Source organism: Sphingobacterium sp. UBA1498 (assembly GCF_002325125.1).
Taxonomy (GTDB): Bacteria; Bacteroidota; Bacteroidia; order Sphingobacteriales; family Sphingobacteriaceae; genus Sphingobacterium.
The window spans coordinates 396,228-410,245 of record NZ_DCRG01000004.1; the positions used below are offsets into that span (position 1 = coordinate 396,228).

Consider the following 14,018-nt stretch of genomic DNA (forward strand, 5'->3'; position numbering starts at 1 on the left):
GATTATTCTTTCTTGAGGCCACTTAATGAAAAACTGTCTTTTTGCTCCCAGTTTGCTCGTATCGTGAATACTTTGTTTAAGTATACAACGGGTTCTGGAAAAGTCTTTTTTTCTACATCTCCGGTATCCCAGATACCGTTATCATTATCGTCTCGGATTACACGCAAACTGTATTTACCGCCTGGATATTGTTTATACACTACTGCCGGTTTATCTATGCTTATTTTGTCTAAGCGATAGACTTTGTCTTTTTTCTCATTGATCAATTCGACTAAGTATGTTGTATTGCTATCGAGGTCCGTGAAATCAAAGGTAAGATCCCCATAGTTTTCACTATCATCATAAGTAAGATCCAGCTTTTTTTCTTTGTTTTGTTCTCCAAAATAGCCCGTAATAGCGCCTTCTGCAAATTCAATTTGGTACTTTTTATCCTTCCTCCAATTATATCGAATGTGGTAGATGTTTGAATTCGCTGTATCCACAGCCAGCTGATAATTGGTCCGCACCAACGAATCTTCCTTGAATTTTAATTTTGTCTTGTCTATATTTTTTATTGGTGTGAAAGCGGACACTTGAAGGTGAGTGATGCGATCGACCCTCCCGTTATTTGGTGTAAAAATAGGGTCTATTGTTTGTTCTATTTTTACGTTTCCTTTTCTAACCAGGATGGTATCCAGTGGTTTCTCATTTTCCGTTAAGGCCAACTTTAAAGAGTCTATTTTTAAATTTGGAATAAACAAGGTCGCAGAATCAGAGGTTTTTGCAAAGCGTATGATTTTATCTTTATTATTTACTTCATCATCAAGAATATTTAAGTTGGGTTTTTCTACTCTTCTATTAAAAATAAGGAGTACACTTCCATTTTTTTCAAATTTCTTTTCTAACGTTCTAAACTTCTTTGGAGTGGCCTTGAATATTTCAAGATTAATGTTGCTCAGATCTCGCTCTAGTACGATAGAATCTTTTAAGAAACCTATTTCTTCGTCGGCACCGTTATAGATTCTGTCATTATTTTTTTCCTGGAGTGCGTAAATGCGGTATGTTCCCTCCCTTAGATTATTTAGTTTGTAATTGCCTGCAGTATCTGTTGTCGTAAATATATTTGCCTTCTTTTTACCAAAAATAGAATCTTGGCTAATGGGGATCAATAAGACTTTAACTTCTTTCTCTACCTCTTTAGTTATTGCACTTTTTACATTACCAGATATGCTGAGCGAGTCGATTTTGTCTCCGGTAGCAAACACGTAAGCATAATTGACCAATGCATTTCCTGCATTATAATCGACAAGTCCTTTACCAAAGTAGATGCTATATGTGGTATTCTTTTCAAGAGAATCTGGAAGGGTGATTTCAAGATTTTTTTTCTTGACTTTAAATTCCGGATTGCTCCCCATATCGGGCGTCACACTAAATTCTTTTTGTTGATTGGCGAGTTTAATGTATTCATCAAAAGTGATGACTATTTTTTTTTCTGTAAAATTCTTCGAGAAATTCGGCGGATTTTCCAATAGAATCTTAGGCGGAATAGAATCTTTTGGCCCTCCAGTTGGTTGCTGTATACTCGCACACTGTATTGATAAGGCAATAAGCATGATAAACAAGCTTAAAATAAGTAATCTTGGCGTAAAGCTATTTTTTAGCCTTTCTGAGCTACTTTTATTTTCTTTTGAAGAAGTTGTCATAAAAAATAGAATATTGTCTTAAATCGCTTATTTCAAGCTTATATATGTATTTAGATTAAAAATCTGTAAATCAATTATTTAACTCATGTGAACCATCAATACGCTGATATCAGAAGGTGAAACGCCCGAGATTCGTGAAGCTTGACCAAGTGTACGTGGTTTAACCTTCGATAATTTTTGCCTTGCTTCGATGGACAGTGAATTTAACAAACTATAATCGAAGTCCGGATTTATTTCTCTATCTTCCATCTTTTTCATGCGATTTACAATCTCTATTTCTTTTTCGAAATAGCTTTCATATTTAAGATTGATCTCTGCTTGTTCTATGGTATCGTTATCGAATTGTGCTACAAATTGCGCAAAACTTTCATCCCCTTTGATGATATCTTGAATACTAACCTGAGGTCTTGCCAATACATTACTTAATCTGGTTTTTTGAGCAAGTGCACTTGAACCTACATCAGCCAGTACGGTATTCATCTTTTCAAGATTAGTGGAATTTTGTTTTAAGTAGGCGATTATATTTGTAGAGTTATCTATTTTATCCTGTACTTTCTTTACTCTTTTTTCACCTACCAGTCCCAATTTATACGCTAATGGAGTAAGGCGAATATCCGCGTTATCCTGGCGGAGTAACAATCGATGTTCTGCTCTTGATGTAAACATCCGGTAAGGTTCTTCTGTTCCCTTTGTTACGAGGTCATCAACCAATACACCTATATATGATTCGGATCTTTTTAAGATAAGTTCTTTATCATCATTGATACGTTGATGTGCATTAATACCCGCAAGGAAACCTTGAGCAGCCGCCTCTTCATATCCTGTTGTACCATTGATTTGGCCGGCAAAGAATAGATGTTTTACCAATTGCGTTTCGAGTGTAAGATCCAATTGCATTGGCGGAAAATAGTCATATTCTATGGCGTAACCTGGGCGGTACATCTTAGCATTTTCAAAGCCCGGGATGAATTGTAGTGCTTTTAGTTGAACATCTTCTGGTAGTGATGTAGAAAATCCATTTACATAAATCTCTACTGTTTTGAAACCTTCAGGTTCGACAAATATCTGGTGGCGGTCACGTTCTGCAAAACGGTTAATTTTGTCTTCTATCGAAGGACAATAGCGAGGCCCCAAACCTTTAATACGTCCGGTAAACATGGGTGATTTTTCGAAACCCGTCCGTAGCATTTCATGTACTTTATCGTTGGTATAGGTGATCCAACAGCAACGTTGTTCTGTGGGTATATCTACATCTGTATAAGAAAATCTACCTCTTTTTTCGTCACCCCATTGTTCTTCCATCAGCGCATAGTTGAGGCTTCTTCCATCTATCCTTGGGGGAGTTCCGGTCTTCATTCTACCTGATTCGAAGCCGAGTGAAACAAGCTGTTCGGTCAAACCTGTGGCGGCCTTCTCTCCTGTTCTACCGCCTCCAAATTTCTTATCGCCGATATGGATAACGCCATTTAAAAATGTTCCGTTGGTTAATACGACAGCATCGGATTCTATTTCAATTCCCATTGAAGTGATGACGCCACAGGCTCTACCATTTTTTACGATGACCTCTTTGACCGTGTCTTGCCACATATCTAAATTAGGTAGAGACTCTAATTGTAACCTCCATTCTTCTGCGAATCGCATCCGGTCATTTTGCGTACGTGGGCTCCACATAGCTGGTCCTTTAGATAGATTAAGCATGCGGAACTGGATTGTTGATTTATCCGCAATGATACCTGTGTATCCACCCATCGCATCAATCTCCCGTACAATTTGACCTTTCGCAACTCCACCTATAGCGGGATTACAGCTCATTTGGGCTATTACCCCCATATTCATTGTGATGAGTAATGTTGACGAACCTAAGTTCGCAGCAGCGGCTGCAGCTTCACAGCCAGCATGACCTGCACCAACTACTATTACATTATATTTTTTAAACATATTTCTATTCTTGTTCCACGTGAAACGTGGTTTTTATTTGTTTACAAATTTAAGCTTTATCTTCGTTCCACGTGAAACGCTTTATGAAATTTTACATAAAATCAGCAAGATATAACCACCTCTCTGATTTCTCATCTATCTTCTTTTGTATCGATTCAATTTCCTCCGCAAGTGTCGAAAGCTTTAGATGATCTGTTAATTGATTAAGCTCTTCCGTTTTCAATTTTATATTTTGCTCGAGATTTTCTATCTCTTGTTCGAGTTTATTATACTCCAGCTGCTCTTTGTAAGAAAGCTTTTTCTTCTCTTCCTTTGCAACTGGCTTTACCTGTTCTTGAATATTTTTTTTCTGTCTTTCTTTCTCTGCCTTTTGGATCTCATCTTGTTCGAGTTTGAAGTCAGCATAGTTTCCATTGTAGATTTGGACTCTCCCCCTTCCTTCGAAAATAAAAAGTTGATCCGTTAGTTTATCTAATAAATATCTATCATGTGATACCAGGATGAGTATACCCTTGTAGTTATCGAGAAAATCTTCCAATACATTTAAGGTGTCGATATCTAAGTCATTTGAAGGCTCATCGAGTATAAGAAAATTTGGATTCCGCATTAACACACGCATGAGCTGTAGCCGTTTTCTTTCTCCTCCACTCAACTTGTTTACAAAACCAAACTGTTTTTCAGGAGGAAATAGAAAGTGAGTTAATAACTGGGAAGCTGTAATTACCTCTCCGTTTGCCATCTCAATATAATCTGCTACATTCTTCACAACATCCAATACACGGTCATTTTCATTTGCTTCCAATCCGCCTTGTTTATAATATCCGTATACTGTCGTTTCTCCAACAGCGATAACTCCAGCGTCAGGATATTCTTCACCAGTGATCAAGTTTAAAAAGGTAGATTTTCCCGTTCCATTTTTTCCAGCTAGACCAATACGATCTAGTTTTTTGAACGTATAGGAAAAATCCTGTATGATTTCTTTTGTGCCATAACGTTTAGAAACTTTATCTAGTTCCAATATTTTCGATCCCTGTCGACTCACTTTTACACTAAGTTGTACCGAGTCGTTTCCTTTAATAGCTTTAGATTTTTCTTCCAATTCATAATATGCATCGATACGCGATTTGGATTTTGTACCGCGTGCTTGAGGTTGACGCCGCATCCATTCCAATTCGCGACGAAGAAGATTTCTGCTCTTCTCTACCATCACTGCATCGATCGCTTCTCTTTCAGATTTTTTCTCTAGAAAATAGGAATAGTTTCCTTTATAATTATAGAGATTACCCCTATCCAGTTCGCGTATCTCCGTACAGATATTGTCTAAAAAATAACGATCGTGAGTGACCAAAAGAACGGTTTTGCTTCCTGTCGTTAACAGCTTTTCTAGCCACTCAATGGTTTCTATATCCAAGTGGTTGGTAGGCTCATCGAGGATATAGATATCAGGTTCATCGATTAAAAGTTTGGCTAATGCCAGCCGTTTTCGTTGACCTCCTGAAAGACTTTTAATATCCTGATGAAAATCCATAATATTTAGCCGATTGAGAATCGTCTTTATATTATGTTCATATTCCCACGCATTCAAAGAGCTTATTCTCTCTGTCAGATCTTCTAGCTTCTTTTCATCGATATTACTTTCCGAAAGAAGTTCTTCGTATTCGCGGATAAGACGTTGCTGGTCATTGTCTGCACTATAAATAAAATCATTGATAGATTTTAATCCTGTGAAATCAGGATCCTGTTCTAAGAAGCCAATTTTTATGCCTTTTTCTTTTACAACCTTTCCAGAAGTCGGTAGAATTCGTTCTGCTAAAATGGCAAGTAAGGTTGACTTACCTGTTCCATTGATTCCGACCAAGGCTACTCGATCTCCTTTTTGGAGTCCGAAATGTAAATCTTTAAAAAGCCATCGATCGTGGAAAGAATGGCTGACTTGTTCTGTAGCTAAAATACTCACGTTATATCACCCTAAATTATATTCATTAAATTACACAACACGGTACCTTCCAGGAGATCTCTATCCCCGGTAGTAGGTATTATGTTGATAATCATTTTTTTTATTAAATTTCTGATTATCAGTTATTTATATATTAAATCAATAATCTTTTTGATTGCTGACTAATTTAATGCATTGGGTGGCGTTCTGTATTCGGTTTACCTTTTCCATCACATGAAGCGTGAATTCAAAAGGAATAGGTATAACCCGCTAATTTGGAACGCTCGCAAAAATAAAGAAATAGTTTCTTATTCGATGCGAAAAAAGCTTCGTTGGATGATTAATTGGCAATAATGATACTGCCTTGATAAAATTAATTCAACGCGTAATCTGCAATCAGATTGAACCGTGGTATTTCAACATGAAAGCTGCTGTTGTCTAGTGTTCGGATCATATTATAATATCCTTCCATAAATCCGAATTCGCTATTGAGATTGCAACCTGAAGTATATTGATGGGTTTGTCCAGGCTCAATAACGGGTTGTTCTCCTACTACACCATCACCTGATACTTCTCTATAGTCTCCTTTTGCATCAAAAATTTTCCAATAGCGGCTTATCAATTGAACAGTGTAATCGCTGAGATTTTCTATGCTAATATGATAAGCAAACATAAAATGTTCACGGTCCGGATTCGAATACTCAGATTGATAGATGGTTTCAACCGAGATTTTTACGCCTTCTGTAATTTGTGTGATCATTTGAATGATGTTTATTGTTGCACTAAATATTTATGCTAAAATACTAATAATGAGTTTAAAATTCGAAATTTTAATGATTTAAAAAGGTTAAATAATGCTAAGTTTAAAATTAGTATAGTCAAATCGAGCTTAATTAGTACGTTTGTATTATGGCAAATGGCATATTATATTTAATTCCTGTTCCTTTGAGTGAAGATGCAGCTTTCCAGTCGTTTACTCCTTTTTTGGTGGAAACGATAAATTCATTGGACGAGTATATTGTGGAAAACGAAAAGACAGCACGTAAATTTCTAAAACTTGCGGGTTTAAAGATTCCGCAGAGCGCACTCAAAATTCATGACTATGGGAAACATGCGCGCGATAAAGGAAATATGAATGATTTTTTTGATGGCCTAACGCAGGGTAAGAATGTGGGTTTGATGTCGGAAGCAGGATGCCCCGGTGTGGCTGACCCGGGCGCTTCAATTGTTGCCCGTGCTCATCAGCTGGGAATCAAAGTTGTTCCACTTGTTGGTCCAAGCTCAATTCTGCTTGCTCTTATGGCATCGGGGTTCAGTGGTCAGAAATTTGCTTTTCATGGTTATCTGCCAATCGATAAAATAGAACGAGCCAAAGAAATTAAAAGTCTGGAGCTGCAGTCAGGACGTGAAAAACAAACGCAGATTTTTATTGAAACCCCGTTTAGGAATAATCAGCTTTTAGCAGAATTGCTGAAAACCTGTAAGCCGTCGACCTTACTGTGTATAGCATCCAATATGACAGCCCCAGATGAATCCATACAGAGCTTTACAATTGCTGAATGGCGAAAACGAAAGGATGATTTTCATAAAAGACCGACTATATTCCTTTTGTATGTTTGATGGTTCTCCCCTACCCTATTTATTTGGTACTATATAATAAGGCTGTAAAATTGCTGGAAATAGGTTTTCAGTTGTTTTTAGAAGTTGAGTGAGTGCTTACATTTTGTCTTTTATCCTTCAATTTTATGTGAGAATAAGATGAATAGAATAATTCGCTGTAAAACAAAGATAAATTGATATAAATTACTCAAAAATATAACGATATGAAATACTGTAGATTATTTGGTTTAATGTTCTGTTTTTCATTAACTATTTTAGGCAAATGTCTTTATGCACAGTCTTCTACCTATGTAATAGTTCATGGGGCATGGGGCGGTGCCTGGCAGTTTAAAAATACGGCTACCGAATTGGAGAAAAAAGGAAATAAAATTTACCGTCCCACACTAACTGGTTTAGGAGAGCGTTATCATCTAGCAGATTCATCTATTGGACTGCAAACTCATGTAAATGATGTGGTGAATACAATTTTGTTTGAGGATCTTCATGATATCATTTTGGTTGGACATAGTTATGGTGGTATGGTTATAACGGCTGTAGCAGACAGCCTTCCGGATCGAATCAAAAAAATGGTTTATTTGGATGCTATCCTTCCTTCAGACCAGGAATCAGTGATAAATTTGATGCAGAAGCCGGGTAAGGATAATGGACTCTTGAAATTTGAAAAGGATAGCTATATTCTTCCTTTTTGGGTAAAAGATGATACTAAGTTTCCGAGAGACGTCCCCCACCCTATAAAAACACTTACAGATAGAATTCATTTGATAAATCCGAAACGAAATCGGATTCCAACAACCTACATCTTAACGTATGAAGATGGGACCGCGTGGGAGAAGGATGATTTTTATCCATTTTATAAAAAAGCTAAAAGTCTTGGTTTTAAAACAATCGAATTTGTTGGTGATCACAATCCGCAAATAAAAAAGCTGAAAGAATTAGTAGATTTGTTAGAAAGGGAAAATAAATAAGCAATAGATATTTCAATGACGCAAGAGGAACTAGTAAGAGAATTGAGTAAGCCGGAGGTAATTTATACAGCCTTGGCTATCGTCGCTATACGTATTATCGTGTGGCTTTTATTTGCAAATACGATCCGGAAAACTTTAAAATTGGTTGCCCCAGAAAATCGATTAATGACACTTAACCAATCGTGGTTGGTCGCAATCCCTTTGGCGAATATTTATTGGAATTTTCAGGTTGCTGCACGTTTGCGGGATTCTTTGATTAACGAATTCTATGATCGGAAAATCGCCGTTGAGGAAAATCCTACCTTTAGAAAGGGATCCTTATATGCTTGGATTTATTTAGCAACAAATATTCCATTACCATTATCTATTTCAGGCGTGCTAATTGTTATGCATTTTGTGACTTTAGCAAATTACTGGTTTGAAATTAATGCAAATAAGCGGATTTTAGAAGAACATAATAAATTTAGAGAAAAGGAGGTAATTGTAAACCATGAGAATTAAAGATGTCATTGACTATTTGGAGCGGCTTGCTCCTTTAGATTTACAAGAATCTTATGATAATGCTGGACTTATTGTGGGAGATGCGAATAAGGAGGTTACAAAAGTGCTCATTTCGTTGGATTGTACGGAATCGGTCGTCCAGGAAGCTATTGATAAAGGCTGTAATTTAATTATTTCACATCATCCAATTGTATTTAAAGGATTGAAGAAATTCAATGGAAAGAATTATGTGGAGCGTACGGTTATTAAGGCAATCGAACATAAAATAGCATTGTATGCGATTCATACGAACCTGGATAATGTTACGGGTGGCGTGAATACAAAGATTGCGACCAAGCTAGGTTTGGAGAATCAGGCGATTTTGGAATCTAAAACAAATATTTTGCGAAAAATGGTTGTTTTTGTTCCGAGAAGTCACGTTGAAGATGTTCGACAGGCCTTATTCGATGCAGGAGCCGGAAAAGTCGGAAAGTATTACGATCAATGTAGCTTTAATACGGCTGGTTATGGTAGTTTTAGACCGTTGGCTGGTGCGGACCCTGCAATCGGAGAGGTTGGCATGCAAGAACGTGTTGAAGAAACCCGGATAGAAGTGATTTATCAGAAAAGCATCGAACGTAAGTTGCTTTTAGCACTTTATGACGCCCATCCCTATGAGGAGGTAGCTTACGATCTGATTGATATTGCGAATAATGCCAGTGAGATTGGGGCTGGAATGATCGGAAATTTAGCAGAACCAATGGATGAACTGGATTTTTTAGCTTATCTTAAAGAAAAACTTGGACTTAATGTTATTCGCCATACAGCGCTTTTAGGTAAAAAGGTTGGAAGAGTAGCTGTCTGTGGTGGCTCAGGTGGATTTTTACTCGGAGCTGCCAAACGTTCGGGTGCTGATTTTTTTGTGACGGCCGATTACAAATATCATGAATTCTTTGATGCTGAAGGTGAAATCGTCATTGCTGATACAGGACATTTTGAGAGCGAACAATTTACGCAAGAATTATTGTACGACATTATTACGAAAAAATTTCCTAACTTTGCAACCTTAACAACAGAAATAGATACAAACCCTATAAAATACTACAGTTGATGGAACAAACCGTAGAACAAAAATTGAAAGCATTATGGCTTTTGCAAGCCATTCATACTAAAATAGATAAAATTCGCCAAGTTCGTGGTGAGTTACCTATGGAAGTTGCAGATCTTGAAGATGAGATTGCGGGTTTAGAAACTCGTATTGAGAAGATCAGAATAGACTTAGACGATTTAGAAGATTCGATCGTTAAGCGTAAGAACATGATTAAGGATGCCCAAGCCGCTATCAAGAAATATGAGTCGCAGCTAAATGAGGTAAAGAATAATCGCGAGTATGACGCTATTTCAAAAGAAATTGAAATTCAAGGTCTTGAGATTCAGGTTTGTGAAAAGAGAATTAAAGAAGCAGAATTCGAGATTCGCAATAAAACAGAAAACTACGATACTACTGTAGGGAATCTTGAGTATAGCAAAGGCGAACTTGAAGGAAAAAAGAAAGAATTGGAAACCATTACTTCTGAAACTCAAAAGGAAGAAGATGGATTGTTGGCGAAAGCTACTGAAGCTGAGGCTAATATAGAAGATCGGTTGAACAAAGTATACTACCGTCTTCGTAATTCATTCAAAAATGGACTTGCTGTGGTTTCAATTGACCGCGATAGCTGTTCAGGATGTCACAATAAAATTCCTGCTCAGATGCAGTCGGAAATCCGCCAGCGCAAAAAAATTATTATTTGCGAACACTGTGGACGTGTTTTGGTTGACGAAGGTATTGTATTGGAAATCGAACAAGAGTACGGTTTTTAATCGTTGATAAAGAAAAGCCCTGCTAAAAATAGCAGGGCTTTTTTTTTAATCATTTTTTTATGCAACTTTGTTGATATACTAACTAGGTCCACTATGCAAAATCGTAGTTTTGTATGTGGTAAATTTTAACCTTAACATGTTTATGAATAGAACTCACTTCAAGCTAATTGCAGCATTTTTGGTCGGAACAACTTTTCTGTCAGCAAAAGCGCAAGAAACCTTATTGCTTCGAAATCCAAGTATAAGCGCTAATAATATCGCTTTTGTGTATGGTGGAGATATTTGGATTGCTGACAAAAATGGCAGTAATCCGAGACGACTAACAACCAATCCTGGTGTAGAACAGAATCCGATGTTTTCTCCTGATGGTAAGAAAGTGGCATTTACAGGCAACTATGACGGAAATACCGACGTCTATGTAATACCTGTAGCAGGAGGTGAACCCAAGCGTATCACTTATCATCCCTCTTCGGATGTATTACGTGGATGGCTCAACAATGATGAAGTATACTATACAACATCGCGAGATTTTACCTATGCTTTAAGTCCGCGATTATATAGTTCCAATATACAAATGTCAGGAATGGACAAGGCATTGATGATGCCTGAAGCCACGCAAGGCAGCCCTTCTGCAGATGGTCGTTATTGGGCCTATATCAAGAATACCGATCCTACAGAAAGAGACCGGGTAGCCTTTAAACGTTATCGGGGTGGCGGTATGCCGACTATTTGGATCTTCGATACGAAAACCAAAGAAATAGAAGCAATTCCACAAGTTAAAAGCAATGACGTTAAGCCATTATGGTTGGGTACTAAGGTTTATTTCCTATCTGACCGCGATAAAATCGTTAATATCTTCAGTTATGATACCAAGACCAAGAAGGTAGATAAATTAACAGATTTCAAAGACTATGATGTGCGTTCGCTGAATGGGAATGGCACAGATTTGATTTTTGAATATGCTGGAGCACTAAATACGTTGAGTTTAAGCAATAATAAAGTAACTCCGCTGCATATTAGTGTAAACACGGATGTGATGTATAAAAGGCCGTATTATAAAGATATCAAGGATGATATACGCTATGCTACACTATCACCAACCGGTCAGCGCGCACTATTTGAGGCGAGAGGAGAAATATTTACAGTGCCTAAAGAAAAGGGCGAGGCTAGAAATTTATCAAATTCACCGGGTTCTCATGAGCGTTTTCCAGATTGGTCTCCAAACGGTAAATGGGTATCTTATATTTCAGACAAAAATGGATCTTATCAGTTGGTGCTGACAGATCAGTTCGGAAAAGATAAACCATTATATTTTAATTTGGGTGAAACTAATTTCTATTTTGAGCCGACTTGGTCGCCCGATTCAAAGAAATTATTTTACAATGATTCGCATCTCAATCTGTATTATATTGATATCGCTTCTAAAGCAGTTGTCAAAGTTGCTGATGATAAATTAAGTGGCCAAACAGGGCGGGTATCCAATCATTTCCAGCCAAGCTGGTCTCCAGATTCTAAATGGATATCCTTTATTCGTACGCTGGAAAATGGCGTACCTGCTGTATTCATGTACAATTTGGACACAAAGAAAACCCAGCAGATCACCGATGGTATGAGCTCTGCTCGTAGTACGGCATTCTCTCAAGACGGTAAATATTTATTTTTTACGGCAAGTACCAATACAGGTTTAACGAATTCTGGTTTACATATGTCCGCTGTACAGCGAAATGTAGACTATGCAGTTTATGCTTTTATTCTTTCGAGCAAAACGCCATCTTTCTTTAAAAATGATAGTGATGAGGAGCAAATCCGTGAAGAAAACGCAGATAAAAAGGAAGAAGGAGAAACTAATAAAAAGGAGCGCTTAAAAGAGAACGATAAGAAATCTCCTAAAAAAGATAAAAAGGAAGCCGCAATGACAAGCAAGCCAATCGACAAATCTATTCAGGCTGATTTCGATCGTATAGAAAATAGAATTGTTGCGCTTCCTCTACCGGCAGGACCTTATTGGAACTTGAATGGTTTAGTACCTAATCAATTGACCTATCAACGCGGTGGAACGATTGGTGCCTATGATTTTAAGGAACTTGAAAACAAAACCTTAGTGGAAAATGCACGTAGTTATGTTATTAGTGCTGATGGTAAGAAAATGTTGTTCCAAACGGGAAATGGATTTAATATCGTAAATGCTGGACAAAAAGTTGCCTCACCTACTGCTGGAGAAATTAAATTAGCTGGAATCCAGCAACTGGTGGATCCTGCAGCGGAATGGAAGCAAGTGTTCAATGAAGTTTGGTCAATGCAAAAGGATTATTTTTACGTGGAAAATATGCATGGCGCCGACTGGAAAGCAATGAAAGCTAAATATGAAAAATTCCTACCTTTTGTCAACCATCGTTCTGATCTCGGTTATTTATTGAATGAAATGATGGGAGAAATGGTCGTAGGACATAATTATATTTATCCCGGAGATCAGCCTTCTACACCTTCAGTTTCTGTTGGTGTGCTTGGAGCTGATTATACGCTAAAGAATGGATACTATCAGATCGCTAAATTATTTACGCGTCTAGAATGGAATCCGTCTTTCAGAGCACCATTGGCTGAACCTGGATTGAACATCAAGGAAGGAGATTATATTGTTGCTGTGAATGGTACAGAATTGACTGAAGATAAAGATATCTATAGCCTATTTGACAATACTGTCGGGAAGCAAGTGATGCTCAAAATCAATTCAAAACCTTCATTGGTTGGCGCACGTGAAGTCATCGTTAAACCGATTTCTTTTGGTGATGAAATGAACTTGCGTAGCATGGAATGGGTAGAGCGAAACCGTAAGAGAGTGAATGATTTGAGTAATGGCCAAATAGCTTACGTGTACATGCCGAACACCGGTCCTGAGGGGTATACTTATTTCAATCGTTATTACTTCGCTCAGATGGATAAAAAGGCTCTTCTGATGGACGAAAGGAACAATGGTGGTGGATGGGTTGCTGATTATGTGATCGACCTCTTGTCCCGCGAGTTAATTGCCGGCTGGGGCATTCGTGATGGAAAAGGATTCACGACACCCGGTAACGGTATTTATGGACCGAAGGCTATGATCATCAATGAAAATGCCGGTTCTGGCGGTGATATGATGCCTTATATGTTCCGTTTTAAAGGCTTGGGCAAATTGGTGGGGCGCACCACAATGGGAATCTTAGTGGGTATCAGTGGTTATCCTCCATTGCTGGATGGAGGGCGGATAACATCTCCAAACTTCGGTGTGTATGACCTCAAAGGAAATTGGATCATCGAAAATGAAGGCGTTGCTCCGGATGTTTTTATCGAACAATTGCCGAAAGATCTTTTGGAAGGTCGTGATCCTCAACTGGAGAAAACAGTGAAAATACTGTTGGATGAAATGAAAACTTATCCATACAAAAATCTTCAGAAGCCAGCAGACCCAGTTCGGGTAAATTAATGAGATACGCATCAAAAAGGGCTTTGAAAATTTTCAAAGCCCTTTTTGATGCGATTAGATCATATACAATAGCA

General features: G+C 37.8%; 10 protein-coding genes. 6 read left to right on the forward strand and 4 right to left on the reverse strand.

What is annotated here, in order from left to right; translation table 11 throughout:
• Positions 1-2: 2 nt before the first annotated feature.
• From B3139_RS04585 to apaG, 4 genes are all read right to left on the reverse strand, one after another.
• Entirely contained in the window at positions 3-1,592 is a 1,590-nt protein-coding gene (locus B3139_RS04585; RefSeq protein ID WP_293880254.1) for an Ig-like domain-containing domain, read from the reverse strand.
• 168 nt (positions 1,593-1,760) lie between these two features.
• Positions 1,761-3,620 carry a tRNA uridine-5-carboxymethylaminomethyl(34) synthesis enzyme MnmG gene (mnmG, locus tag B3139_RS04590; RefSeq protein ID WP_293880256.1) on the reverse strand — a complete coding sequence of 620 codons (1,860 nt, stop codon included), beginning with the start codon at positions 3,618-3,620 and terminating at the stop codon, positions 1,761-1,763.
• Between the two features lie 91 nt (positions 3,621-3,711).
• Positions 3,712-5,577, reverse strand: coding sequence for an ABC-F family ATP-binding cassette domain-containing protein (locus tag B3139_RS04595; protein ID WP_293880258.1), 1,866 nt, complete (start codon positions 5,575-5,577; stop codon positions 3,712-3,714).
• 352 nt (positions 5,578-5,929) lie between these two features.
• Entirely contained in the window at positions 5,930-6,316 is a 387-nt protein-coding gene (gene apaG / locus B3139_RS04600) for a Co2+/Mg2+ efflux protein ApaG (RefSeq protein WP_209576955.1), read from the reverse strand.
• Positions 6,317-6,465: 149 nt separating this feature from the next.
• Here apaG and B3139_RS04605 point away from each other — a divergent pair, with 149 nt between their 5' ends.
• From B3139_RS04605 to B3139_RS04630, 6 genes are all read left to right on the forward strand, one after another.
• A complete protein-coding gene (locus B3139_RS04605; protein WP_209576954.1) occupies positions 6,466-7,176 on the forward strand; it encodes an SAM-dependent methyltransferase in 711 nt (236 codons plus the stop codon).
• A 203-nt stretch (positions 7,177-7,379) separates the two neighbouring features.
• Positions 7,380-8,141, forward strand: a complete 762-nt coding sequence (locus tag B3139_RS04610) for an alpha/beta fold hydrolase (RefSeq protein ID WP_209576953.1) — start codon at positions 7,380-7,382, stop codon at positions 8,139-8,141.
• Positions 8,142-8,156: 15 nt separating this feature from the next.
• Positions 8,157-8,642 carry a hypothetical protein gene (locus B3139_RS04615; protein WP_293880261.1) on the forward strand — a complete coding sequence of 162 codons (486 nt, stop codon included), beginning with the start codon at positions 8,157-8,159 and terminating at the stop codon, positions 8,640-8,642.
• On the forward strand, positions 8,632-9,732 hold the full coding sequence (locus tag B3139_RS04620) for a Nif3-like dinuclear metal center hexameric protein (RefSeq protein ID WP_209576951.1): 1,101 nt from the start codon (positions 8,632-8,634) through the stop codon (positions 9,730-9,732). Before B3139_RS04615 ends, B3139_RS04620 begins: the two co-directional genes overlap by 11 nt.
• The gene (locus B3139_RS04625; protein WP_209576949.1) at positions 9,732-10,484 is read left to right on the forward strand and encodes a zinc ribbon domain-containing protein; all 753 of its coding nucleotides are present in this window, start codon (positions 9,732-9,734) and stop codon (positions 10,482-10,484) included. The genes B3139_RS04620 and B3139_RS04625 overlap by 1 nt, the downstream gene beginning before the upstream one ends.
• 142 nt (positions 10,485-10,626) lie before the next feature.
• Complete coding sequence (locus tag B3139_RS04630; RefSeq protein WP_293880265.1) at positions 10,627-13,944, forward strand: S41 family peptidase; 3,318 nt, start codon at positions 10,627-10,629, stop codon at positions 13,942-13,944.
• The last annotated feature ends 74 nt before the right edge of the window (positions 13,945-14,018 follow it).